This is a genomic window from Peribacillus acanthi, from assembly GCF_003073175.1.
GTDB lineage: Bacteria > Bacillota > Bacilli > Bacillales > DSM-1321 > Bacillus_BN > Bacillus_BN acanthi.
On the sequence record NZ_QBBX01000030.1, the window covers coordinates 1 to 26,507 of the forward strand.

Below are 26,507 nucleotides of genomic sequence, written 5' to 3' on the forward strand. Positions count from 1 at the left end.
CGTTCTACCCCGGCTACGGTTATCATATATCGATATAAAAAATGGTCAACCAGAAATATTTTCTGGCTGACCTTATAATACGAACGGGGGCGTTAGTTAAAGATCATGAGATGCCGTTAGGGTAGCTTTTTTGCTTATTGGGAACAAAAGGGGCAGGTTATTTGAACAAGAGTAGTGTATGAAGAGGGACGAAGAAATGGTATAACTACTTAAAGACTATGATGCTTCTGGATTTTTAGAAATAGAAGTGCTTCATAACATAAAATATGAGGGAAATAAAGAGTGCTACTACTACAACACTTACAATTGGTACTGACGATAATGAAGCTGGTGATCTTTAGTTAAATATGGTGATGATTGTGAGACTATTAATAAATCACTATCTGGGGTACCGTCAGGAAAATGGGGATTAATAAAGCTAAGCCGATTTTCAAGACGGTTCCCCAAGAAAAAAGGAACAGCAATGATCATAACAACGACTATAGATGGGAACCCGGTAGAAAGTCTGGGTGTTTTAAAAACTTTACTGATCTCTGATGTCAAAAATCAAAGATTATGATCTTGTAGGGGTACCACCAGCAAAACGCGCATTTTCCTGATGGTACCCCTTTTTGTTTAAAATAATTTTTTATTGTTCATGTTTCCAACTTGTTGATTTACCTGACTTAGGGCAATTAGGGAACTTTTGACCTGCTGTTAATTCAATATGATCCCCGTCTGCGTCTATATAATGACCTGTTTCCATTACTGTTTCGCCAGTTTGATGAGAGTGTTGATGTTGTGTCATAATAATCCTCCTAATAATGTTAGAATCAAATCTCACTAATGAGATCTCAGTACTAGTTATACTTTCCTCGGAGTGAAACATTATTCGGCGGAACATCACTTTTATACAATCCTAATATCTTCAATAATTTTTTCAAATGGAACTTTGCTGATACCTGATAAATCTTTAATTACAATCCTATTTTGATCAATTAAAAATAATTTAGTGGCATGGATACCTTGGCTGTGTACTAGGTTTTCTCTGCGGCATCATTGATATTATTAATAATAAACATAATAGCATTTTAATTATTTGGAAAAAAGAAGGGCAAAATGTACCGAGACAAGGAAAAAGAGAGGACTGTTTTGTTCTACTTATTTACTCTCCTTATGAATGTTACAAGAATTATTTTGTTTAGTTCTCTCTGAACACCCTGCTAAAACTAGATAGATGAGGACGAGTTATATTAAGAACCTTATCAATATGTTTACCCCTGTAATTGTATGGAAATATCTAATCTCTATTCGATCATCCATAAACAAATTATATTCAACCATAGAAAAAGTAAGAGTGACCAATATTAAATGAGTAAAGAGTAATGCTGTTGCATTGATATCTAAATCTATATCCATATTAAATTCTATATGCTTTTCCAAAAGTTAATTATAGCTAAGTTAACTAGTTACTACTTGAAACAATAAATTTAACAATAAAGGCTATCATTGAAACTCTTCAGTGCTCCATTTATAGCCTATTCCCCAAACAGTCTTCAAGTGTTGATCCACAGGATATCCCACTTGGCGCAATTTTTCTCTGATATTTCTTATGTGGGAATCGATTGTGCGATCATCAATTTCCGTTTTAAAACTCCAAAGTACTTGAAGCAAATGATCTCTAGAAAATACCTTGTCAGGATACTTTAAAAACAAGGACAATAGGGAGAATTCTTTTGGTGTCAAAGATACTTTGTGGGTGAGATAAGTTGCTTGAACTTTAGATTCATCAAGTGATAACCCTTTAAAATTCATGATGCTATTTTCAGGACCCTGAACTATACGTCTAAATAAGGCTTCCATCCTTGCCAGCAAAACATCCGGATTTAAGGGCTTGGTTACGTAATCATCGGCACCATTTTTTAAGCCCTTCACCATATCTTCATCACCACTTCGAGCAGTTAACATAATGATTGGTATGGAGGAAAATTCACGAACTTTTGCACATGTTGTCCAACCGTCCAAACCTGGCATCATCACGTCAAGGATGAGTAAGTCTGCATGCTCGTTCATTAAAAAGCCAATTGCCTCATCACCTGAATTTTTTTTGATACATTTGTATCCGTGAGGGGAAAGGTAAAGCTCCAGCAAATTAAGCATTCTTGTTTCATCATCTACTAACAAAACTTTCTTCATTTATAATGGCTCCTTAAAAATCAATTTAAAACATGTTCCTATTCCGACTTTACTCACGACTGAAATGCTTCCATCATTAATTTCCACTAATTCTTTTACAATGGATAACCCCAACCCGAATCCACCGGTTGTTCTTGCGCGGGATTTCTCTACACGGTATAAACGATCAAATATAAAAGGTAAATCAGTTTCTGGAATCCCAATTCCCTCATCCTTAATAATGATGTGTACCTCATTTTCCTTTTTCAAAGCCTTAATTACTGTTTTGGACCCTTCAGGCGAATATTTAAGAGCATTATCCAATAGGTTTAATAACAATTGTTCAAATCTATTAGGATCCAAGTAAAGTACTAGTTCTTCCATACATTCGAGTTCCAATGTAATGTGTTTGTTGTTGAATGCAGGCAAGACTTTATCATAAATAGAATTCAAAGATGAATTGATCATTACTTTTTCTTTTATGATAGGAAAAGTATTCTGATCAACACTTGCAAGTGAAAATAATTCTTCAAGCAATTGACTTACTCTTTCTGATTCTTCATGTATGATGGTTAAATATTGTGCCTTGTCTTTCTCGTCTATACCTATTCGTCTGGCTATATCAGAATACCCTTTGATATAGGTTAGGGGAGTCCTTAGTTCATGGGAAATACTTGCTAGAAATTCGTTTCTTTCCTTTTTCATATAGTTTAAATCACTCGCTAATTTCTGTATGGATTGTGCTAATTCTCCTAAATCGTCTTTATTTTGTGTAGGGAGTGTTACAGAAAAATCTCCTAAACTTAATTTGTTTGTTGCTTTTTTCATCAAAATGATTGGTTTGGTCAAGACGTTAGATAAGAAGAATATTGTAACTAGCAATAAGATAAAAATTAATAATGATGCTAGGATAAAATGTTTGTTTAATTGGCCTATGAACCTCTCAATGGTTTCAGTCTTCTTAAACATGTATACATAACCTTGTTTATCTGCTGTCACGCTATCAAATGCTGTAACTGTTGATATGTGATCTTTACTCAAATCCTTTTGCAGAATGAGCCCATTTCTAGGAACTTCATCAATAGAGAGTTCTAAAATGGCTTGCATGTCCGGGCTAAGCGATTGAGAAGAGATGATGACATCCCCATTATTATTAGTTACCACAACATCAGTATCTGAATAGGATTCCATAAGTTTAATATGCTTTAGTGTTTCTGAATCAGATGAAATTTCTAAAACATCTCTATGACTATTTCCACGGGATTTTAATTCTTGTAATTCTTCATTTATCCTCGAGTGAATAACATTACTATGTAAAAATATCATCGAAGTTGATTCGATTAATAAAATGCATATGAAGAACCACAAACCTAATTTCAAAGAAATTTTCATATGAGTTCACCTTCTTGTTTATAGAAACTAATTTAAGTTATGAAGAAAGGTTACAGAAGCAAAGAGGATATTTCTATATCTTCTCTTCCAGCATTTTCACAACTTCTTCATCTTTTCGTAATTGTAGAATAAGTAATTGCATCGTAAAAAGAGCACTTGCAAAAATTAAGACTGACGGTATTTAAAAAGATTATCATCTTAGATATTATTTTGAATATTTATTACTATTCTGTTTATACCTTCTGGTATCTCAATTTCTAATAATGTTTCAGAAGTAACTTTCATTAAACGGCGAATTTCTGCAGGAATTGAAACTCTCCCATTATGAAGTATGCACTTGTTTAGGGACTGATTATTATTTTGGTTTTCGATATAAATGCTTTCTCGAACATTATATATAAACAGATAATCCCCATTATTAAAACCAACTTGGTTTAACACCCTTTTTTGAATAAAGATTTGTCCAGTTTTAGATAAGTGTCTATAATTCAACAGTCCAACCCCTTTTTTATACCACCAGACAGCAATTATGCCGCAGATTATAAGTCACTAAGAAAAAAATCGCTGTTGCTTAAATAGTAGAATATAAATATGCAGAAAATATGCAGTTAATAAAGCAAACTCCTCTTTAACAACATTGTTTATTACTTGTTAAGAGTCTCCCATGTGATAATATAACGATGTTTAGGTAAATCTTGTTTTTATTGAGAGAGGAGACTTTTAGCATGAAAAGAATAGGAGTATATTTGAGTGTTGTACTAATCATTTTAGTTGGTTGTACAGAAAATAATGAAAATCAAAACAGTGAAGATGTCCCTGAACTAATAAAGGTTAATGTTGAAATGAACCCACAAGACATAAATGCGAACACTGAAGTAATAATAAAAGCTAAAGTTACACAAGGAAATGATGTAGTAGATGATGCTGATGAAGTTAAGTTCGAAATTTGGAAAGAAGGTCAATCTGATCAAGAACATGTAAAAATAGATGGGGAATATGATTCTGAAGCAGAAGTATATTTCATCAAGAAGACTTTCAATGAACCAGGTCAATATTTTGTCATTTCCCATGTAACGGCAAGAAGGATGCACAATATGCCGAAAGTACAATTTGAAGTAAAATAATTACATGTAGTGCATTTATGAATTTAAGAGTTTAATTTCTGTTTAATTACTGAAACTTAGAAATTTACTAATGGCAACACAAGGAAACCGTTAACTTCATGTTCAACGGTTTTCTAACTGTAAATAAAGTAAAATTTTCCCTTCCGCAAACATAATGCTCTTTTTAGAGTTCGTACAAGGAGATAGGTAATTCGTATTGTCATAAGTTTTAAAATCGCAGGATGAAAATACTATTTTATGTTGAGTTTTAGGAAAGGAATATAGATGATATAATGTCATAAAAAGAAGGGGTGGAGGTGTCAAATGTCAACTTTAGATAAAGATGAAATGAATGAAAATACCGACCATAGTGAGACTCTAGACGAGGAAACCTTGTTTATTGTATCTCAAACTTTTAAAGCAATTTCTGATCGGACTAGAATCAGAATCCTACATTTGTTATCCAATAAAGAACGTTCAGTTAATGAAATTGCAGATCAGCTAGAAATGTTACAATCTACAGTGTCACATCAACTTAGGTTTCTAAAAAATTTAAGATTAGTGAAGTATCGCCGCGAAGGGACAACCATATTTTATACTTGTGACGATCAACATGTAATGGACATCCTACAGCAAACGATTAAACATGCACAACATCATTAAAAAACAGCCCTGCAATATTCAATGATGTTTCATCAATGGATAAGAGTGCAACCCATAGCAAATTCTAACCCATTTGTAATAAGGTATACGTGATTCTCAACTGTAGCGATTCCCAAAGAGACAGATACAGCATAAATAATACCATCATAAGGCTCATTGAACTCGACGTGGTGATATATAGTGAAGTATAGAATAAACTGGTAGAGCAAAGGACTGAATATCCTTGTACCGGCGGCTCGATTCCGTCCCGAGCCATCCTTCAAAACACTGATAGTATCAGTGTTTTATTATTTTTTATTTATTTGGTATTTTCTTCATGATATGAGTCTTTTTACCTGTAATATAAATGACATCTATTATACAGTTGGATTACAAATTAATTGCGTTCCCCCACATGCTTATTTTTCTATGTTAAATTAATAGAGGTTATCAAAGAAAGTAATATCTACGACCTAAATACATAGAGATAAACCCTTCATTTAGAAGGGTGAAGTAAAGTATAGGGGGAAGTAATGTTGTTTAAAAAAGATAAAATGTTGGGGAAGGGTGCAAAGCAGGTCTTTGTTAAGGCTGCTGCATTGACGTTCGCGCTATCTTCTTTGACTTTCCATCATGGATTTGCAGAGGAAAATAAAGAAATAGCCACTATATATCATGTATATTTACAAGATGAATATATTGGGAGATTATCTGATACTAATGCTTATAAAAGGCTTTTACAGAATAAAATAGAAGCAGCTGAAAAGAAATATCCTCAAATGGAATTCGGTGCTGATCAAGATCTTGCTTTCATTGAAGAAACTGTTTTTGAGCCCAATCATCAAAGTAAGAAAGTGTTAGATCGGTTGGAAAAAGAGCTGTCTGTCGACGCAAAAGCCTTTGCCATTACAGTAGACGGTCATCCAATTGCTTATGTAGAAGATAGGATTTCTGCTAATCAAGTATTAAAAGCTCTCCAATTACAGTACGTGTCAGAGCAAGAATTGGCAGAGACAGAAGAACGAAAGAAACGGGGAGTGACAGATTCTCCATTAACAGAACCTAGTTCTCGAGTATTAGATGTTAGATATACTAAACTGACTGATATCAAAGAAACTCATGTGGAACCAGAAAAAGTTCTAGATGTTCAAAAGGCTTTAACATTGATAAATAAAGGCACTCTAGAAGAGAAGAAGTATGAAGTTAAAGCAGGTGATGTTCTAAGTAACATCGCTAGTGACCATAACTTGGATATGAAGACATTGCTGGCTTTAAACCCAGGATTAACTGAAGATTCCGTGATTAAGGTTGGGATGAGTCTCAATGTAACTGTCACTAAACCTTTAGTAGAAGTGGTCGTTGAAAAAGATGTTTTCCGTGACCAACCTATTCCTTTTGAAAAACAAGTCGTAGAAGACCCTAAATTACCAAAGGGTGAGACGAAGACGAAGCAAGTCGGGAAAAATGGTAAAAAAACAGTTTATCTTTCTATAAGGGAGATAAATGGAAAGCCTTCTGCTCAAAATGTATTATCTGAGAAGGTCGTCCAAGATACAATTCCTCAAATAATTGTAAAAGGAACCAAAGTGATTCCTTCTCGTGGCACTGGAAAGTTATCATGGCCAGCTGTTGGAGGATACATTACCAGTAAAATGGGACAACGTTGGGGGAAAATGCATAAAGGAATCGATATTGCAAGACCAAGTGACCTCACTATTAAAGCAGTGGACAATGGTGTTGTAACCTTTGCTGGAAGAGCCGGTGGGTACGGTAATAAAATTGAAATTGATCATAAAAATGGTATAAAATCCTATTATGCGCATCTTTCTAGTATAGATGTTAATGTTGGCGATGTAGTAGAACGTGGCTCGAAAATTGGAGTTATGGGAACTACAGGTAATTCCACTGGAGTACATCTTCACCTAGAAATCACTAAAAATGGAAAAGGTGTAAATCCACTTTCCTATTTGAATAGATGAGTATGAAGTCCTCGGAACCTCCGGGGACTTTTTTAAAATTAGGTATAATAAGAAGTCACTATATTTTATAAAACCGTGAAAAATCATAATAGTATCTCATTCAAAAATATAACTTCCTATATTTTCAATAAGTATTAGTTTAAAAAATTTTCTAGTAAATGTAATCTTATTGTTAAGTAATATGCACATTATCTGCATATTTTTAATTTAGTATTTGATAGGAAATAATCCAATTATTTTTTAAATATCCATTGCACAAAGTTGGTTTTTATTTAAAATTAGTGCAAAATCCTGGGTTGACTTCTTTTATACAGAATACATAATATATATGTGCATATATTCATGCTGATTTGGTAATTCCATGCATTCTAGTAAAATATTTATATTTAGGAGTGTTCTCATGAAAAAAATAGTTATATCAATATCCCTAATCGGAGGACTCATTGGTTTAAGTGCCTGTAGTTCGGATAACACCAATATGGAACCTATCGTACAAACCAAACAGGGTAATATTTCTAAGGAAGACCTTTATGAAGCAATGAAAGATAAATATGGGGAGCAGGTCCTTCAGCAAATTGTTTATGAAAAGATCTTGAGCAAAAAATACAAAGTTGACAATGAAGAAGTGAACCAAAAAGTCCAAGAAATTAAGGACCAAGCTGGGGCTAATTTCGAGATGGTACTTATGCAAAATAATATTAAAGACGAAAACGAATTGAAAAATGTGTTAAAATCTCAACTTCTGATAGAGAAGGCGGCAATCAAGGAGATAACAGTAACGGAAGACGAAATACAGAAAAGCTATGAGGACTACACTCCAGAAATTAAAGCAAGACACATTCTAGTTGAAGATGAAAAATCAGCTAAAGAAATTAAGAAAAAGTTAGACTCAGGGGAAGAATTTGAAAAATTAGCTAAGGAATTATCGAAGGATCCTGGTTCCGCAGAAAAAGGAGGAGATTTAGGTTGGTTTGGTTTAGGCAAAATGGTTCCTGAATTCGAAAAGAGTGCATACTCTCTGAAAGTAAATCAAATCAGCAATCCTGTAAAATCACCAAATGGATATCATATTATTCAAGTTACTGATAAAAAAGAAAAAGAGCCTTTTGAAAAAATGAAAAAAGAACTCGAATATCAAATAAAGGTTTCCAAAATTGATGACAATTTAGTAAAAGAGGTAATGACAAAAGAAATAAAAGTAGCCAAGGTAGAAGTTATGGATAAGGAACTAAAAGGTATATTCGAAGAGGATCTCTCTAAATAATAGGGCGAAACTTTGTAAAGAATCCTATTAAATAAGACTGCATTCTGACATATTGTTACAAGGAAAGAAGGAATATTCTTGAGATTAGGAAGAATTAGTATATCTAATATCGTTCAAAAGTTAAAAGAGCAAGGGATAAATGCCACAATTGTTAAACCTAGACCAGCTTGGCTTTTATATAAAAACTATACAAAGAACACTATACTATTTTTAAAATGATTTGATTGTAGAATAAACTGATTATTAATAACCATAAGTAATAATTTAGATGATTTTGGGCTGCAGCAGCAGCCTTTTTTGTTTATTCGACATACAAACAACACTAATGATAATGTGGACCAGTAAAATGAATTTATATTTCACATTAATAAACATTTTAGTTTAATTACGTTCTCTATGTGAAGTAATTATGTAGGATATGTGACTAATTTATGAAAACATACTTAAATGAATTTATTTACCCTACCTTCACAAGTATAATGAAGTAATTGAAACGAGAAACTGTTATTAGCTATCTAGATAAGTTAGGGAAAAATATGTAATTATTCTATGTTAGAAAGGGATTGAGATTTTATTTTTTCAGGTGCATAATATTCTTATATGAACACACAAACATACTTAATATTAGTGAACGATTCAATATATCCTTATCAAGTAAGTTGAAATGGGTTCCTGGAGGTAGAAAATGATTAAGAAAACACTTCTATTTTTTGCAACATTATTTTTAATATTCTCCAATCAAGTATTTGCTCATACTGCATTAAAAAATTCCACCCCTAAGAGTGACGAAGTAATCACAGTTCCGCTTCAAGAAATATCGTTAATGTTTGGTACGAAGATTGAAGAGACTAGCAACTTATTATTAACAAATGAATTAGATAAGTCGGTACCATTTCAAACTTTTGTTATAGAAGATAATCAAATGTTGGCAAATTTTTCTAAACCACTCGATAATGGTTTATATAATGTTAAGTGGAAAATCTTTGGTGCAGACGGGCATCCAATAGAAGGAGAATATTCATTTACTGTTAACAATCCTATGGAAGATAAAGCAACTGAAAGTAATCAGGAGAGCAAAAAGGAAACAAGTAAAATTGTTGAAGAAGCACAACAAAATGCTCCAATAGAAAAAGAAAATCCTAGGGAACAATTTAAAATGCCATCATTTATTATCCCTTCAATTATTGGTTTCTTTTTTATCATAATAATTGGAACTCTCTTGTGGTTATTTAGGAGGGGCAAAAAGAAATGTTAATCGTAGGATCAATTACAGAAGCGATGCTTTATCTTAGTTTCTCCATATTAATGGGTACTTTTATACTTAGGATTGTGCCTAATTCTTATCGTCCTGAGATTAATGTACCTAAAGGAGTATTAATGCTTTCTATAGCTGGTATTGCTCTATTTTCATTTTTTCCTGTTCTACAATTGATAACACATCTTTACCAGGATATCGGATTTCTACAAACCCTTAAATCCATTTTATTTACTTTTGAGGTCGGGAAGTCTTGGGTTTTCACTTTCTTTGTATCTAATGTTTTCTTTATTTACATTGTATGGGTTGATTTATCAACCAAAAAGAAATATTCCTACTTTGGACTATTGATTATATTTATATTAATTCTATCATTGGGTTGGTCTAGTCATGCCAGCTCCTATTATCCATTAAAAGGTTTCCTAACACATACTACACACTTTTTGTCCGTTTCAGTTTGGGTTGGAATATTAATAGTTGTGAGTTGGTTCTCCACTAATAAAGCCAATTGGTTCAACTTTTTAAAATGGTTTACTCCAGTTGCCATGATTTGTTTTTTCACAACTGCCATTACAGGATTGATATTGATGAGTTTTGTACTAGATTTTAAGGATTATACAAACTCATGGATGATTCCGTATGGACAGGCTCTACTATTTAAACATTTAATGATCATTCCTTTATTAGGATATGCCTTCATCAATAGCTTCTTGATGAAAAAAAGATTGAAATCCAATCCGGAGTATAATCCGATTCCTTGGACAAAAGCAGAAAGTCTAATAATCTTTTTAATATTCTCCATAACAGGTACATTAGGCCAACAATCACCGCCACACGAGACAAACATAGCAACATCAGGCGTATCATCTTTATTTCATATTTTATATCAGGGATTGTTCAACGAAAATATGAAGCTAAGTTTCATATTCAATATAAATGGCGTGAGTGCTCTCTTATTAGCAGTCGTATTCTTTATTCTGTCCTTTATTAGTTTCATAAGAAAATCATCGTCGTACCTTTCTTTTATATTGTTTTTATTAAGTGTATTAAATTTTTATTTAGCTATTATGCTAAGTTTACGATAAATAAGAATTTAGAGGTGTAATCATGGGAAAATCCACAAAATCTCCATTCAAAATTATAGTATTATTGACGTTGGTAACCTTTTCATTAATAGTCGCTTTTGTAGTATTTAACCAAAAAGATAAAGAACCTTCTGTAACCACATTCCAAAAGCAACCCGATATAACTGGCCAGCCGACTATAGGGAATAGTGATGCTCCTATATCAATTGTTGAATTCGGTGACTTTAAATGTCCATCATGTAAAGCATGGGGTGAAACAATATTTCCACAATTGGCAAAGGACTATGTAACAACTGGTCAAGCAAAAATTACGTATATTAATGTTTTGTTTCATGGAGAAGAATCAAAACTTGGATCTTTAGCAGCCGAATCAGTTTTCAAGAATTCCCCAGATTCTTATTGGGAATTCCATATTGGACTTTTTAATGAACAGCCTACCGAAAACCATGATGGATTATGGATTACAAAAGAAAAAATTCTTGAGGTTGCAAAACAAGTTAAAGGAATTGATATTGAGAAATTATCTACTGACATTGATGCTCAATCCGGATTAGAGGAACTCAATAAAGATACCAACTTAGTAAAAGAGTATAAAGTTGAAATGACCCCATCAATCATGGTGAACGGGACTATGCTTGAAGACCCTTTTGATTATGAGAAAATTAAAAGTCTCATAAAAAAAGAGTTGGAGGAAAATAAATAATGGACAATGTTTCTAATGGTTATGAAAAGAAACAAATAGTATTGTATTTTGCTTGGATAGTTTCAATAGTTGCTACTTTAGGTAGTCTATATTTCAGTGAAATACGGGGATTTGTTCCTTGTGAGCTATGTTGGTATCAACGTATTTTAATGTATCCGTTAGCCTTCATTTTAGGTGTGGGGACGTTTCAAAGTGATTTTACAGTCAAGAGGTTCGTATTACCTATGGCGGGTCTTGGATGGTTGATTTCGTTGTATCATTATATGCTACAAAAAGTTCCAGGTTTTGCGGAAATTAAACCATGTGTAAATGGCGTGCCTTGTAGTGCACAATATATAAATTGGTTAGGATTCATTACTATTCCATTCTTAGCGTTTACTGGGTTCACATTAATAATAGTGTGCATGCTATTAATCAAAAATAGAAAATAAAAAGAAAGGACAATCCATTTTGTGAGGGATTGTCCTTTTGTTATGGTAACTGAGATTATTATTATTTTACCTGTTGATTTAAGGGTACTCTTTCTTCATTTAATTTTTTAAGTTCCTTATCAGATTTCCTTTTGAAAAAGTACATGACTATTAATGTGAAAATAGAAAGAATTACATAGGCTAATATTATATACAAAGCATCGCTGAACAACTTTTACACACTTCCTTTACTTTATTTAAACTTTTTATAACATACATGCTCACATACACATATAATAAATATAGTTCAATGTGTCGCTTAATGGAAGGGAAAGTATCAAAGAGAAAAAAATTATATAACCTTATTTAGTATCCACATTGTTAGTATCAATCCTAATCATAATGTAGGAAAGAACACTAGATAGAGTGGCTCCACCTAAAATAATTAGGGCACGTACTTGCAATGGTATTTCTGAATACTCTTTGTTAAGAAGCCATGTTGCCAGCACTGAAACTAAAATCATAACTAAAATGATAATATTGAATCTTTTCACAAAATCACATCCTAATAAAATTTCTTATTCATATTATCATAAACCTAAATTGATTAATAATCGAAAGGTTTTATGGACACCAAATAGATCGAATTTATTATATTGACAATCAAACATTCTTTTGAATAAAATAAAGTCAAATATATGTTTGAATGTATATGTATGGAGGTTTTACATTGGAGAATCATGATATTTGTGAAATTACCTGTATCCATGAAGAAAAGGTCAAGGATGTTCGAAGTAAATTAATGAAGGAAGACATCATAGAGATTACAACTTTATTCAAAGCCCTCTCTGATGAAACGAGAATCAAAATAGCTTTTGCACTTACAATCCAAGAAGAATTATGTGTTTGTGACGTTGCTAATATTATAGGGTCAACAACAGCTACAGCTTCTCATCATCTACGACTATTAAGAAATTTAGGATTAGCTTCCATTAGAAAAGAGGGGAAGTTAGTATATTATTCAATTAAGAATTCGCACTTTAAAAATATGATTGAATTAGCTTTTAAATATCGAAACGGGGTAAAAAATCATGAGTGAAGCTAATCTAAAATCTCAAGAAAGTACGGTGTATCGTGTCCAAGGTTTTTCTTGTGCAGGATGTGCCAAAACCTTCGAAAAGAATGTCAAGCAGCTGAGTGGTGTCTCTGATGCCCAAGTCAATTTCGGAGCATCTAAAGTAACTGTTGTAGGTAATGCTACTGTTGAGGATTTGGAACGAGCAGGAGCCTTTGAAAACTTAAAAATATTACCAGAGAAGTCAAAGCAAGTTATTCCAAAAGAGCCGTTTCTAAAAAAATATTCGGTATTGTTTGTTTCTGTAGCCTTTATAGTATTAGGTTATCTTTCGCAAAACGTTTATGGTGAAGATAATATATCCACAATTTTGGCATTTTTGATGGCTATTTTGATCGGTGGATATAGCCTATTTAAAGTAGGTTTAATGAACTTAATTCGATTGCAATTCGACATGAAAACCTTAATGACCGTAGCTATCATTGGGGCTTCCATTATTGGAGAGTGGAGCGAAGGTGCAATCGTTGTGATATTGTTTGCTATCAGTGAGGCTCTGGAGCGTTATTCGATGGATAAAGCTAGACAATCTATAAGGTCACTTATGGACATTGCTCCTCAGGAAGCATTAGTTCTAAGGAATGGAAACGAGATTACAGTCCATGTTGATGAGATTCAAGTCGGGGATATCATGATAGTTAAACCTGGCCAGAAAATTGCAATGGATGGAGTTGTTGTTAAAGGGTATTCCTCCATTAATCAAGCTGCTATTACTGGTGAATCGGTTCCAGTTGAAAAAAACGTAAGTGATGAGGTTTTTGCAGGTACTTTAAATGGAGAAGGATTATTGGAAGTTAAGGTCACAAAGCTTGTAGATGATACTACCATAGCTAAAATCATCCATTTAGTTGAAGAAGCCCAAGCTGAACGTGCTCCATCTCAAGCATTTGTAGATCGCTTTGCGAAATACTATACACCTGCAATTATGATTATTGCTGCGTTGGTTGCTATAATACCCCCACTTTTATTTAATGGAAGTTGGGAAGATTGGGTTTACCAAGGATTAGCAGTGTTAGTAGTAGGGTGTCCATGTGCACTAGTTGTTTCAACACCTGTTTCCATTGTTACGGCTATAGGGAATGCAGCAAGAAATGGTGTTTTGATAAAAGGTGGTATCCATTTGGAAGAAGCCGGATCACTTAAAGCAATTGCTTTTGATAAAACCGGTACGCTAACTAAGGGAACTCCTGTAGTAACAGATTACAAGATTTTACTTAATAATGATCCTAATGAACTTTTGGGGATTATTGCAGCATTAGAATCTAGATCACAACACCCACTTGCATCAGCAATTATCCAAAAGGCAGTAAATGATGATATATCTTATAAGGAGATTGAAGTTGTTGACTTCTCTTCTATAACAGGGAAAGGAATCAAAGGCAGAATTAATGGCATGGACTTTTATATCGGAAGTCCAAAGCTGTTTGTGGAAACCCTATCATCCTTTGATATTGCTGGGATTGATAGTGAAATCAAAGATCTCCAACTACAAGGGAAAACTGTAATGGTTATAGGTGCTGACCAAAAAATCTTAGCTTTATTAGCAGTTGCAGATGAAGTCCGTGAAAGTAGCAAAGATGTCATAAGAAAACTTCATACTCTTGGATTGAAAAAGACAATCATGTTAACAGGAGACAATCAAGGGACCGCAAATGAAATTGGCAGGCAAGTCGGAGTATCTGAAATTAAGGCTGAATTGATGCCTGAGGATAAACTGAAATTCATAAAGGAAATGCGCTATGAATACGAAAAGGTCGCGATGGTTGGGGATGGGGTCAATGATGCCCCGGCATTAGCGTCTGCTACGGTTGGAATTGCAATGGGTGGAGCTGGTACAGATACAGCTCTTGAAACAGCAGATATTGCTTTGATGGGGGATGATCTGAGTAAACTCCCATTTACGATTAAACTAAGCAGACAAGCATTATGGATCATCAAACAAAATATTACTTTTTCAATTGTAATCAAATTACTAGCGTTGATTTTGGTCATTCCAGGATGGCTTACTCTATGGATAGCCATTTTTGCAGATATGGGAGCTACATTATTAGTGACAATAAATAGTTTGCGACTTCTAAAGGTTAAGGAATAATTCGTATATAGAAACGAATGGGGGATAGATATTTCTTTCTATCCCTGATTCCTGTTGATGTGTATGGGTATAGTTTTACTAGATTTAAATTTTAATAAAATTGATTATGAAGGTGACTTACTTGAAGAAAAAAAGGCTTATTATACGAACTATGATATTAATTCTTCTATTATCTGCAGTTGGTTACGCATTGTATGGAAACTTTACTAAGGATAGGTCCAGCATTAAAGTAGGATCCACTGCACCGGACTTTGTATTAGAAACTTTAGATGGGGGAAAGGTCAAATTATCAGATTTGCGTGGGAAGGGCGTTTTCTTGAACTTTTGGGGGACTTGGTGTAAACCATGCGAAAAAGAAATGCCTTATATGGAGAAGGCTTATAAGATATTTAAAGATAAAAATGTTGAAATTTTGGCCGTGAATATAACTGAAAGTAACCTAGCAGTTTCAACTTTCGTAAATGAGCGAAACTTAACCTTTCCAATTTTAATGGATAAAAAAAATCAAGTAACGCAACATTATCAAATTGGACCTATTCCTACTACATACTTAATTGATGAAAATGGAAAGATCACAAAAATAATAACTGGATCCATGACACAGGAAAATGTTTTGGAGTATATGAGTACCATCGTTCCAGAATAGAAAACAGCCCTCAGGCTGTTTTTCATTTGTCTTGTAAATCGTCTGGAAAATCAAAGGATTAAAGAAAAAATGAAATAAGAAAACAAAAATTCAGATGTTTGAAGTGAACTTTAATAATTAAAAGACAAAGGAAGTAAAATATTATGGAAGAATTAAATTTAGCATTAGCATTCTTGGCAGGTCTATTATCATTTGTTTCACCCTGTTCCTTACCACTTTACCCAGCTTTTCTCTCATACATAACTGGTATTTCCATCAATGATATTAAAGCTGGCAAATCAATTTACAATAGTAAGGCATTATTACATACTTTCATTTTTCTATTAGGTTTTTCTTCTATCTTCATGGCACTCGGGTGGTCTAGTTCATTAGTCGGCACCTTGTTCATTGAAAATAAGGAATTATTAAGACAAATCGGAGCAATAATCGTTTTCTTTTTTGGACTAATAATGACAGGTTTATTAAAGTTTAATTTCTTACTGGAAGAAAAAAAGTTTCAATTTAAGAGCCGGCCGGTAGGATTCTTTGGATCTTATTTGATAGGCATGGGGTTTGCAGCAGGATGGACACCGTGTACAGGTCCTATTTTAGCAGGTGTAATTGCTCTTGGAATATCGAACCCTGGCAAGGGATTACTTTATATGGCAATTTATTGCCTAGGGTTTGCCATCCCATTTATTTTAATGTCCATTTTCATTGAAAAAATTGCATTTATAAAAAAACATACCCAGACGATGATGAAAATGGGAGGATATTTGATGTTAATAATGGGCATATTTCTTTATTTTAACTGGTTAACAAAAATTATTTCTTTCTTAACATTCAGGGTTTTTGGGGGATTTACTGGTTTTTAAAAATGGTCCTTTTGCACTTTGGTAAATAAATAGTAGATTTACATTTAATCTCAATTTTTATAAAAAGATATTGAAAATTTATGGTGATTCCGTCATAATGCTTATATATGAACATATACTCATATATATATAGAATAGATTTGGAAGGAGCTATAATTTATGGGTCATCACCATGGACATTCACACGGACATGGGCATTCACACGCGCATACTAACAATAAGAAAGCGCTACTATTGTCTTTTGTATTAATTTCTTCATTTATGGTAGTTGAAGTAATCGGAGGAATATTAACAAATAGTCTAGCGTTATTGTCCGATGCAGGGCATATGTTAAGTGATGCAGCAGCATTAGGATTAAGCTTTATCGCTATCAAATTAGGAGAGAGAAAAGCATCCCTTTCCAAAACCTTTGGCTATAAGCGATTTGAAATCATTGCTGCAGCATTAAATGGACTTACTCTTGTCCTTATTTCCTTATATATTTTTTATGAGGCATACCGACGATTGTTAAGCCCGCCTGAAGTGATTAGTAAGGGAATGCTAATTATTTCAGTCATTGGATTGCTAGTAAACATTGTAGCTGCATGGATATTGATGAAAGGTGATAAAGACAACAATCTGAACGTTAGAAGTGCGTTTCTACATGTTATCGGGGACATGCTGGGATCAGTTGGTGCCATTGTAGCAGCACTACTTATAATGTTTTTAGGATGGGATGTAGCTGATCCAATTGCAAGTGTCATGGTTTCAATATTAATTATCATAAGTGGTTGGAGGGTAACAAAAGACTCATTCCATGTATTAATGGAAGGGACCCCCCAACAAATGGATATTCAAAAAGTGAAAGAGGCATTATTGAATATACCAGGTGTCAAGGATGTTCATGATTTCCATGTTTGGTCAATCACTTCTGAGATTCCAATGTTAAGTTGTCACATTACTTTAACAGGTGATGTTGGGCATGATGAAGTACTTCATCAAGCACAATCTATTCTTCATGACAACTTCCATATTGAACACAGTACTATACAAGTGGAACATGAAAATAAAGGGTGTCCAAGTCATCATGGAACCTGTAATTAGAAACTCTGAATACATCTAAATTCATCATAAAAATTTCATAATCTCCATATAAATATTTAAAAAATTTAATTGAGTAGCCTTTTATTAGTTGGGATTGCAAGGCTACTCTTTTTTTAAGGGTGATAATATGTTACATATTTTGTCATTTAGCATGTTATCTACAGCCATTGGAATTGGTGGAGGTGGAGTATTAGCATGGTTATTAAAAGGGTATCAAAGAAGTTTGTCAAAAATATATGCTATTTGCGCTGGTATGATTCTTGCTATATTGCTGTCTGAAATTATTCCAGAAGGGATAGAGCTAGGAAACTTCAAAGTTTTTATACTTGGAGTTACTACAGGAATAATAATATTTGAACTTCTTCATAGGATGTTTCATAATGTAATTCAGTCTAATAACAACTATCAAAAAAAATCTCTTATCTACACGGGAATGCTACTCAGTCTCTCAATTTCTCTACATAATTTCCCCATTGGCATATCATTAGGAGCAACTAACAACACCTCTATTAGAAAATCACTTGTACAAACCATTATTCTTCATAATATTCCTGAGGGGATTATTATGTTTCTTCCACTATTTCTAGCTGGTCTAGGTTTCTTAACATGGTTGTTATTAACGATCTTTTCTACTTTACCCATTGCAATTGGCGCTTTTGTAGGAACCCAAATTGGCATCGATAATACACTTTTGTGGTCCTATATATTAGCTCTTGCGGTCGGAATCATCTTTATGGTAACCATTAAAGAAATTTTCCTAGTATCTATTAAAAAATCTTATAAAGTCAGTATCATGATTTCACTTTTGAGTTTTATTCTAACCTTTATTTATTTTTATATGGTCTAACAACAAATAATAAGAAAATAATTTAACCTGTTTAATAAGGATGGGGCAATAAATTGGATTTAGTATTCCTTATCCTTTTATATATGGATGAATGTTCTCTATGATAGTATCAGTTACTATATTGGGAAACTTATGGATAAATCTAGGGATATTAATGTATTCATGCCAAAGAGATGTTCAACTGGTTGCATAAAGAAGAAATCATTAATTCAAATTGACTAATTATTACTTCAATAATATTCTCCTTAGTTAACTGAAAACCCAACTTAACTCTTAATCGACCTGAGATTGGAATGGCAGGTCAAGATTAGGGGTTTTTTATTTTTAAAATATATATGTAATGAAGGAAATTCAATTGAGATTCTGATTCTTTCTTATAAATTTTTATTACTATGCTTCAAAAACATGAATATGCATCTGAGAAATTATATAAATATTTAAATTGGTAATTGACAAAAATAATGTCCGTACCATAAAGTTATAGACAAGGATAATAAAGTTGCGTTAAGGAAACTTTTTAAAAGGAGGTTAAAGTATGTCTGAGAATAAACTTTCTCGTAGAGATATATTAAAGATAGGGACGACAGGTGCTCTTGGAATCGCGGGGAGCTTTTATCTAAATAAAGTATCAACATTTTCCGGAGGAGGAGTAGTTAAAGCAGAAAATCACCATGCAGGTAGTAAGAAGAGTCATTCTGGTAGCCACTCCAATATGATGGATACTACTAAAACAGAAGGTTACAAGATGGCTGAACGTTTATTAACCGAGTTTGATTATGGGAAAGTTTCCACACTTTCGGATGGACGTACCCTTCGTGAATATGAAGTAGTAGCGATTGATAAAGAAATTGAAATTGCAAAAGGAATCAAATTCCCTGGCTGGACCTATAACGGAACAATCCCAGGTCCAACGTTTCGCTGTACGGAAGGGGATTTATTAAGATTTCATTTTACAAACAAGGGTAGTCATCCACATTCGATTCACTTTCATGGCATCCATCCCCCTGAAATGGATGGAATTACATCAATTGCACCTGGAGCTTCATTTACTTATGAATTTGAAGCCAAGCCATATGGATTACAGATTTACCACTGTCACGTTCTTCCACTAGCTAGGCATATTCACAAAGGTCTTTATGGTAATTTCATTATCGATCCAAAAACACCTAGAGAAAAAGCCGTGGAATTAAATATGGTAATGAATGCCTACGATTTAGACTTAGATGGAGCGAATGAATTTTACACGGTTAACGGATATGCATTTGCTTTTATGAATCATCCAATCAAAGTAAAGAAAGACGAACTTGTACGTATTTACTTAAGTAACTTAACGGAGTTCGACTTAATAAACACCTTCCATTTACATGCTAACTACTTTACGTATATTCCAACGGGCAGAAATGATAACCCGTCTCAATTCACTGATACGATTATGCAATGCCAGGGTGAACGAGGAATTATTGAAGTCCGATTCCCTTACAAAGGAGCGTATATGTTTCATGCCCATGTAAGTGAATTTGCCGAACTTGGATGGATGGGATTCTTTGAGGTTATATAGAGAGGAGGGTTGAATATGAGAGGTAAATGGATTTTAACTGGACTGATTCCCATGGTTTTATTATTGGTAGTAGTTGGTTGGGTCTTTAAAAATGGTGCAGGTGTAGAAAAAGATCCTGCAGCTCCGATTGAAGTATTAAATATTGAGAAGGTTACGGTGGTACCTGGGGGATTTGAGTTGGACGTAAGTAATACTGGGCCAGAAACATTAACTATTTCTCAAGTTATTGTGGATGATTCAGTCTGGAGTTTTTCAATGGATCCGAGTCCAACACTAAAAAGATTTGAAGATGGGAAGGTCACCATTAATTATCCTTGGGTTGAGGGTGACCCTCACACCATATTATTAGTATCAGAAAATGGTATTATAACTGAAGCAGGAGTAGCAGCTGCGACATTAACACCTGAACCAACATGGAAAAACTTCTTGAATTATGGGGTTATCGGATTCTATGTCGGTATAGTTCCTATCACATTAGGGTTATTGTGGTATCCATTCATGAAGCGTTTGAAAAGGAAATGGATTAATAGCATACTAGCTCTAACAGTGGGTCTTTTACTCTTCTTATTTTTCGGTACGTTATTCGATGGATTTGAAATAGGAGCAGAAGCTCCAACTGTTTTCCAAGGAAACATGGTAGTCATTATCTGTACGGTCCTTACTTTCTTACTCTTAATTGGTTTTGATCAATATCAACATCAAAGACAGAAAAGAAATGAATATTCTCCTTTTGCTATTGCCTTATTGATGGCCACAGGGATAGGACTTCACAACTTTGGTGAAGGCTTAGCAATAGGATCTTCATTTGCGCTAGGAGAAGTTGCATTAGGTACGTTTTTAGTCATTGGCTTTACTCTTCATAACATTACTGAAGGAATAGGAATTGCTGCTCCATTGCTAAAAATCAAGCCAAAGTTAAGTACTTTTATTTTATTGGGTACTATAGCTGGAGCTCCTGCTATTTTAGGAACCTGGTTTGGTGGATTTGTTTTCTCACCTATTTGGGGAGCTGTATTTCTCGGAATTGGAGCGGGAGCGATATTACAGGTTATCTTCGTCATAGCTAAAATGCTGATGGAAGACCATAAGAAAAACAATGAACCTTCCGTCTCCTGGATGAATTTTGCTGGATTCACCATTGGGATACTGATTATGTATTTCACTGCATTTTTTGTAAAATATTAAGGAGGGCTTGATATGGCGAATATAGGAGTCAGTGGTGCAGTATTAATTCTTGTTCTAGCATTAATTGTTTTTGGACCGAAAAAGCTTCCAGAATTAGGTCGTGCAGTAGGTTCTACTCTAAGGGAGTTTAAGCAGTCAACAAAAGGCCTCATAGAAGATCAAGAGAAGGAAAAAGAGCAATAAATTTAGGAGGAGAAGATAATTATTTATCTTATTGCAACACTATTGGTGCTAATAGCATTAATATGTCCTATAGTAATTTATAAGCTATTAAAAAATAAAAGTAATAACTCATGGATCTTTGTTGGTATTACGATAATCCTGTTAATTTTGATATTACTTTTAATTACCCTTTTATTATAATTGTATTCTTTATGTATCGTCATAGGTGAGTCCAATAAATATGCAAGCCGAAGTCACCATATTTAATCCAGGAAAAGGATTAAATATGGTGGCTTATTTATTATTGTATTGACATTTATTTCTAATTTTAATACCATATATATGAGCATATATTCATATTCAAGGGTGTGTAATGATGTACGATGTTGTAATTATTGGTGGAGGTCAAGCAGGTTTATCTATGGGTTACCATTTGAAAGGATCTTCATTATCCTACCTAATCCTAGATAATAATAAAAGAATAGGCGATGTGTGGAGAAACAGGTATGATTCCCTTGTCTTGTTTACTCCTCGTTCCTACAGTTGCTTACCTGGTTTACCTTTGGAAGGCGATAAATCCGCGTTTCCAACAAAAAATGAAATTGCTGATTATTTAGAGCTTTATGTAAAAACATTTGAATTGCCAATTCAACTAAACACAATAGTAAAAAGAGTATCGAAAGAGAAGAATCTATTTAAAATAGAAACTCACCAATCCATCATTCAAGCTAAAACTGTAGTTATTGCAACAGGAGCCTTCCAAACACCTTATATTCCTTCCTTTTCAAACCAACTTTCTCCTAATATATTGCAACTTCACTCTTCGAATTACCGTTCGCCTTCCCAATTGAATGAAGGAGCGGTGTTAGTGGTTGGTGGAGGGAATTCCGGATCCCAAATAGCAGTTGAACTATCAAAAAATCATGAAACGTTCCTTTCAGTTGGACAAAAAATCCGGTTTTTACCTATGTTGGTAGCTAATAGGAGTATCTTCTGGTGGTTTGATAAAAGCGGGATTTTAAATGCGAATCGACATTCTTTTATAGGGGGAAAAATCCAGAATAATCCTGACCCCATTTTTGGATATGAATTAAAGGGGAAAATCCAAAATAGAGAAGTTAAAATGAAAGGTAGAACAGCTGATATAAAGAATGATGAAATATATTTTGAGGATGCCTCTTCAATTAGGGTGAAAAATATCATTTGGTCCACAGGATTTTCATCTGATTTTACATGGATCGATATTAAAAATTTATTAGATTCAAAAGGTAGAATAATTCATGATAGGGGTGTAACTAATATTGAAGGACTTTATTTCCTTGGACTACCTTGGCAGCATCGTAGAGGGTCAGCCCTTTTATTGGGAGTAGGGGAAGATGCAGAATATCTATACGATAGAATCCTAATGAATGGTAGTTAGGGTTTAAGGTGTGCTTATATAGTTACCTAAGCCGACAGCGAAAAACCTTCAATTATGTATTCAATGAAGTGAGCCCAAAGATTAGGTCCCGATATTAGGTTTATGTTTCAGTTGTGGTGAATTATTTCAGGTCTTATTAATATAGCGGGTGCGTTTTGTCAAATAAGTGGGTATTAGGAAGGGACTAAGATATGTGGGTTAAAGTGATGTCGGTTTTCAACTGTGATGCAGATGAATTATTTAAAGAAGTAAAAAATACTAAATCTCTTATGTATATAGGAAAACCACTTGTAAAATTTGTGCAGTTACCAAAACATCCTCTCCCAGAATTATGGAAAGAAGGTAGGTATCTTCTTAAAATGTATATTCTAGGATTTATACCATTCGGTAAACAATGGATAGTAATTTCTGTTGATAACGACATTAAACATATTAGAGATAATGGTTATAGTAAGTTAATAAAAAAATGGGACCACAACATATATTTAAAAGATATTGGAAACAACAAAACTCTTTATGTTGATACAATAGATATAAATGCAGGTATATTAACAATTTTTATTGTGTTGTTTGCTCAAATATTTTATAGATTGAGACAAAAAAGATGGAGCAAACTTATTAATAACAAATTTAATTATAGCGTTTAGAAATTGCTAAATTTAAAGTTAAAAGTAAGGGGGTACGTTAGTCCAATAACCCTTACAAAAAAGACCGTTTAATCGGTCTTTTTCTTTCTATTTAAAATCAACAATAGGGTTTAACAGAGTCTTTAATTTTAATAAAGTTCTTCTCCACATATATTCTGCACATCTTTAATGTATCATGGATAAAATAGCACTGACTTGAAGGAGTTAACATGTATAGTTTTTTTAGCCAAATTAGTTCATTCTTAAGTGAGCCTTTTTTTTCTATCGTAGAAGATCTCAAAGGAATTCCCGTTCTCTTTGCTTTTACGTTGGGGATTGTAGGCGCACTTGCACCGTGTCAATTTGTTACAAACATTAGTGCAATAACCTTGTTTGGTAACCGCTCTTTACAAAGAAGTATTGTTTGGAAGGATGTCTTTTGGTTTATCGTTGGAAAAATATTAGCATTTTCTTTATTTGGGATTCTATTTTGGCTATTAGGAAGGGGAGTTCAAGAGACTCTTACGCTCTTTTTTCCTTGGCTTCAGAAGTTAATTGGTCCCTTACTACTCTTAGTTGGGTTGTATTTGATTGGATTCATTCCTTTCAAAGTTTCAATAAACTTAATTAAAGACTTTGATAAAACCAAGAGTGAAAGTTTTTTCGGCGATTTTTTTCTAGGATTCAGTTTTTCTCTAGCATTTTGTCCAACAATGTTTGTTTTGTTTTTTATTACCCTTATGCCTGTTTCTATTACCAGTTCCAGTGGATTCCTTTTGCCACCAATTTTTGCATTAGGAACAGCTATCCCGCTAATCATTTCCATGTACCTAATTTGGGAACTAGGTGAAATTAGCAGAATTAAGAAAAAAGGTAGGAAAGTTGGGGTAATTGTCCAAAGAGGAGCCGGGGCAATCTTGATTCTTCTAGGTGCTATTCATATGTTGATGTTTTGGTATTAATCCATGTTTCTAAATGTAGTAAGTTCTATTATGGAACTTACTATTTTTTTCTAATTAAAGATAAGGTCCAGTAGTAGTAGAAGAAAAGGAATTTCCTAAATTAAAACTAAAATGCATATTTTCTGCAAAATTTTGTTGTAGTATAACCTTGTTATTAAGAGAAGGGGGTAATTGTTTATGAATAAAATAAAGTCCATTATTCTTATCATTTCTTTAATCTCGGCTTTAGTCATATCCGCATGCTCAAATAATGATAATCTATCCAATCATAAAAATATGAACCATGAGTCCATGAACCAGAAGGAAGAAACGAAAACGAATAATGAATCTGAAAAAAATGAAAATGCTAAAAGTGAAGAAATTTTAGATGGTGTAACCTCAGAACCTAATCAAAATTCAGATTTAGGGCTACAAACCTTGAATACCAAGAATGTTACCCGGTTAAATACAAGTGATCCTATCCAAGCAGCGATATTAACTTCGCAAACCATTTTTCCTGCAACCCATAAGGAAAATCAACCCGGCACGGTCATATTAGTTCCACTTGAAAGTTGGCAAACAGGTCTAGCATCAGCCGATTTAATACATCATCCAAATAACGGCCCAATGCTTTTCTATACTAAAGATGGAATTCCCAAAGAAACGTTAAATGAAATTAAACGGCTAAATCCTAAAGGCAATACTGAAGGAGTTCAAGTCATGGTAATGGGAAATGTAGATGAAGATATTTTAAATACATTGGACCCATTCTATGTTGAGAATATAAATGGGAGAGATCCAGCTGAATTAGCAGCTAACGTAGACGAAAAGTACGCACAAGTCTCAGGTGGGGATTATCCAACCGGAGTCATTATAGTTTCTTCAGATGATGAATCAAAATTATATTCAATTCCGGCCATTAATTGGATATCTCATATGCCTGAACCTGTCTTGTTTGTGTCCAGGGATGGAATCCCAAAATCTACGATCAAATCACTACAGAAAAGAAAAGATGCAAAAATATATTTATTGGGTCCTAAATCTGTAATTTCTACTAAAGTTGAAGACAAATTGAAAGAATACGGAACAGTCAATAGAATAGAAGGTGAAAATCCAGTTATCACATCAATAGAGTTTGCAAAATTTAAAGATGAGGAATCATCTTTTGGATGGGGATTCACTGAACCTGGTCATGGGGTATCATTTGTTTCAACCGAAACTCCCTCATTAGCAATTGCTGCTGCACCATTTTCACATCTAGGGAAGCATGCCCCACTAATATGGATGGAAAAAGGAAAACCATCAAAACCGACCTATCAGTTTTTATCAACGATAAAACCAACCTTTAAGGATGACCCTACCGCTGGTCCCTATAATCATGGTTTTATTATCGGAAAGCAGGATGATATTTCATTTTCAGTTCAAGGCATCCTTGATGATCGGTTAGAAATTGTTCAAAAAGATGGGAAAGGTCATTCTGGTCATTAACGTAAAAAGAATGTAAAACTTTTAATGGGGATAATTAGTCTATTTTTATGGGTGCTTATCCTTTTTTATACTTTAGGAAAGTGAATATTGACAGCAAAGAAGTATTTCGACCTAGTGAACAATTTTAGGAATAAAGTAACAGTGCAACTAGTTAATTGCCGCCGCTCATTGTCCGGTTACACCTCCTTATATTAAAAAGGAACATTGGGGTTTCGATGATCCTGAAAAAGCTGAGGGAACAGAAGAAGAAAAATGGGCATTCTTCCAACGTGTGCGTGATGAGATTGGTGAGCGTATTGAACGCTTTGCCAAAACAGGCGAATAACCTTGAACCAAAAAGCCAGGGTAGTGCATACCTTGGCTTTTTATTTGTCCATATTTAATTTGTGAAAACTTTCACTTAAACTAAACCAGCTAATAGTTTGTCAATATCTTTCAATTAAATCTTAAAATTTTTCATGCTATACTAAATTTACGCATACCAAA

26 protein-coding genes and 2 pseudogenes are annotated in these 26,507 nt (G+C 33.7%); 22 read left to right on the plus strand and 6 right to left on the minus strand.

All coding sequences use genetic code 11. The features are described from left to right. Positions 1-628: 628 nt before the first annotated feature. The 4 genes from DBX25_RS20740 to DBX25_RS19450 all read right to left on the minus strand — a co-directional run bounded on the left by DBX25_RS20740 (position 629) and on the right by DBX25_RS19450 (position 4,038). Positions 629-787 carry a hypothetical protein gene (locus DBX25_RS20740; protein WP_157951024.1) on the minus strand — a complete coding sequence of 53 codons (159 nt, stop codon included), beginning with the start codon at positions 785-787 and terminating at the stop codon, positions 629-631. A 698-nt stretch (positions 788-1,485) separates the two neighbouring features. After that, complete coding sequence (locus DBX25_RS19440; RefSeq protein WP_108672410.1) at positions 1,486-2,175, minus strand: response regulator transcription factor; 690 nt, start codon at positions 2,173-2,175, stop codon at positions 1,486-1,488. After that, positions 2,176-3,546, minus strand: coding sequence for a sensor histidine kinase (locus DBX25_RS19445; protein WP_108672411.1), 1,371 nt, complete (start codon positions 3,544-3,546; stop codon positions 2,176-2,178). 198 nt (positions 3,547-3,744) lie between these two features. Beyond that, a complete protein-coding gene (locus tag DBX25_RS19450) occupies positions 3,745-4,038 on the minus strand; it encodes a hypothetical protein (protein WP_108672412.1) in 294 nt (97 codons plus the stop codon). A 233-nt stretch (positions 4,039-4,271) separates the two neighbouring features. Here DBX25_RS19450 and DBX25_RS19455 point away from each other — a divergent pair, with 233 nt between their 5' ends. Both DBX25_RS19455 and DBX25_RS19460 read left to right on the plus strand, forming a co-directional pair. Next, positions 4,272-4,670, plus strand: a complete 399-nt coding sequence (locus DBX25_RS19455) for a FixH family protein (protein WP_108672413.1) — start codon at positions 4,272-4,274, stop codon at positions 4,668-4,670. Between the two features lie 303 nt (positions 4,671-4,973). Beyond that, positions 4,974-5,312: an ArsR/SmtB family transcription factor gene (locus tag DBX25_RS19460; protein WP_276309648.1), complete on the plus strand. Its 339-nt coding sequence runs from the start codon at positions 4,974-4,976 to the stop codon at positions 5,310-5,312. A 38-nt stretch (positions 5,313-5,350) separates the two neighbouring features. Here the strand turns inward: DBX25_RS19460 and DBX25_RS21560 are convergent. After that, positions 5,351-5,509: pseudogene (locus DBX25_RS21560) on the minus strand (PrsW family glutamic-type intramembrane protease); the annotation flags it as partial. Between the two features lie 315 nt (positions 5,510-5,824). Here DBX25_RS21560 and DBX25_RS19470 point away from each other — a divergent pair. From DBX25_RS19470 to DBX25_RS19495, 6 genes are all read left to right on the plus strand, one after another. Further along, positions 5,825-7,270, plus strand: a complete 1,446-nt coding sequence (locus DBX25_RS19470) for a peptidoglycan DD-metalloendopeptidase family protein (RefSeq protein WP_108672415.1) — start codon at positions 5,825-5,827, stop codon at positions 7,268-7,270. 400 nt (positions 7,271-7,670) lie between these two features. Continuing rightward, positions 7,671-8,534 carry a peptidylprolyl isomerase gene (locus DBX25_RS19475; RefSeq protein ID WP_108672416.1) on the plus strand — a complete coding sequence of 288 codons (864 nt, stop codon included), beginning with the start codon at positions 7,671-7,673 and terminating at the stop codon, positions 8,532-8,534. Positions 8,535-9,219: 685 nt separating this feature from the next. Beyond that, positions 9,220-9,789 (plus strand): copper resistance CopC family protein, encoded by a 570-nt coding sequence (locus DBX25_RS19480; RefSeq protein ID WP_108672417.1) that lies wholly within the window; start codon positions 9,220-9,222, stop codon positions 9,787-9,789. After that, complete coding sequence (locus tag DBX25_RS19485; RefSeq protein ID WP_108672418.1) at positions 9,783-10,874, plus strand: copper resistance D family protein; 1,092 nt, start codon at positions 9,783-9,785, stop codon at positions 10,872-10,874. The genes DBX25_RS19480 and DBX25_RS19485 overlap by 7 nt, the downstream gene beginning before the upstream one ends. 22 nt (positions 10,875-10,896) lie before the next feature. Continuing rightward, the gene (locus tag DBX25_RS19490) at positions 10,897-11,577 is read left to right on the plus strand and encodes a DsbA family protein (RefSeq protein WP_108672419.1); all 681 of its coding nucleotides are present in this window, start codon (positions 10,897-10,899) and stop codon (positions 11,575-11,577) included. Further along, positions 11,577-12,008, plus strand: coding sequence for a disulfide oxidoreductase (locus tag DBX25_RS19495; protein ID WP_108672420.1), 432 nt, complete (start codon positions 11,577-11,579; stop codon positions 12,006-12,008). Before DBX25_RS19490 ends, DBX25_RS19495 begins: the two co-directional genes overlap by 1 nt. A gap of 341 nt (positions 12,009-12,349) precedes the next feature. Here the strand turns inward: DBX25_RS19495 and DBX25_RS19500 are convergent, their stop codons facing one another. Then, positions 12,350-12,541 (minus strand): hypothetical protein, encoded by a 192-nt coding sequence (locus tag DBX25_RS19500; protein WP_108672421.1) that lies wholly within the window; start codon positions 12,539-12,541, stop codon positions 12,350-12,352. 176 nt (positions 12,542-12,717) lie between these two features. Between DBX25_RS19500 and DBX25_RS19505 the strand changes: the two genes are divergently transcribed. From DBX25_RS19505 to DBX25_RS21565, 14 genes and pseudogenes are all read left to right on the plus strand, one after another. Next, a complete protein-coding gene (locus DBX25_RS19505; protein ID WP_276309649.1) occupies positions 12,718-13,086 on the plus strand; it encodes an ArsR/SmtB family transcription factor in 369 nt (122 codons plus the stop codon). Further along, on the plus strand, positions 13,079-15,211 hold the full coding sequence (locus tag DBX25_RS19510; protein WP_108672423.1) for a heavy metal translocating P-type ATPase: 2,133 nt from the start codon (positions 13,079-13,081) through the stop codon (positions 15,209-15,211). The genes DBX25_RS19505 and DBX25_RS19510 overlap by 8 nt, the downstream gene beginning before the upstream one ends. A gap of 121 nt (positions 15,212-15,332) precedes the next feature. After that, positions 15,333-15,857: a thiol-disulfide oxidoreductase ResA gene (gene resA / locus DBX25_RS19515; protein WP_276309650.1), complete on the plus strand. Its 525-nt coding sequence runs from the start codon at positions 15,333-15,335 to the stop codon at positions 15,855-15,857. Positions 15,858-16,000: 143 nt separating this feature from the next. Continuing rightward, positions 16,001-16,711 (plus strand): cytochrome c biogenesis CcdA family protein, encoded by a 711-nt coding sequence (locus tag DBX25_RS19520; protein WP_108672424.1) that lies wholly within the window; start codon positions 16,001-16,003, stop codon positions 16,709-16,711. A 159-nt stretch (positions 16,712-16,870) separates the two neighbouring features. Next, on the plus strand, positions 16,871-17,794 hold the full coding sequence (locus DBX25_RS19525) for a cation diffusion facilitator family transporter (RefSeq protein ID WP_108672425.1): 924 nt from the start codon (positions 16,871-16,873) through the stop codon (positions 17,792-17,794). Between the two features lie 127 nt (positions 17,795-17,921). Then, positions 17,922-18,641: a ZIP family metal transporter gene (locus DBX25_RS19530; RefSeq protein WP_108672426.1), complete on the plus strand. Its 720-nt coding sequence runs from the start codon at positions 17,922-17,924 to the stop codon at positions 18,639-18,641. A 535-nt stretch (positions 18,642-19,176) separates the two neighbouring features. Beyond that, positions 19,177-20,199, plus strand: coding sequence for a multicopper oxidase domain-containing protein (locus tag DBX25_RS19535; RefSeq protein ID WP_108672427.1), 1,023 nt, complete (start codon positions 19,177-19,179; stop codon positions 20,197-20,199). A 15-nt stretch (positions 20,200-20,214) separates the two neighbouring features. Then, positions 20,215-21,384 (plus strand): ZIP family metal transporter, encoded by a 1,170-nt coding sequence (locus DBX25_RS19540; RefSeq protein WP_108672428.1) that lies wholly within the window; start codon positions 20,215-20,217, stop codon positions 21,382-21,384. A gap of 12 nt (positions 21,385-21,396) precedes the next feature. Beyond that, positions 21,397-21,567, plus strand: coding sequence for a twin-arginine translocase TatA/TatE family subunit (locus DBX25_RS19545; RefSeq protein WP_108672429.1), 171 nt, complete (start codon positions 21,397-21,399; stop codon positions 21,565-21,567). 355 nt (positions 21,568-21,922) lie between these two features. Beyond that, the gene (locus tag DBX25_RS19550; RefSeq protein ID WP_108672430.1) at positions 21,923-22,966 is read left to right on the plus strand and encodes a flavin-containing monooxygenase; all 1,044 of its coding nucleotides are present in this window, start codon (positions 21,923-21,925) and stop codon (positions 22,964-22,966) included. 191 nt (positions 22,967-23,157) lie between these two features. Then, entirely contained in the window at positions 23,158-23,613 is a 456-nt protein-coding gene (locus tag DBX25_RS19555) for a hypothetical protein (protein WP_108672431.1), read from the plus strand. A gap of 209 nt (positions 23,614-23,822) precedes the next feature. Beyond that, positions 23,823-24,554, plus strand: a complete 732-nt coding sequence (locus tag DBX25_RS19560) for an urease accessory protein UreH domain-containing protein (RefSeq protein WP_108672432.1) — start codon at positions 23,823-23,825, stop codon at positions 24,552-24,554. 177 nt (positions 24,555-24,731) lie between these two features. Further along, entirely contained in the window at positions 24,732-26,021 is a 1,290-nt protein-coding gene (locus tag DBX25_RS19565) for a cell wall-binding repeat-containing protein (protein WP_108672433.1), read from the plus strand. Between the two features lie 157 nt (positions 26,022-26,178). Beyond that, positions 26,179-26,346 (plus strand): annotated as a pseudogene (locus tag DBX25_RS21565) (low molecular weight phosphatase family protein); the annotation flags it as partial. Positions 26,347-26,507 lie beyond the last annotated feature (161 nt).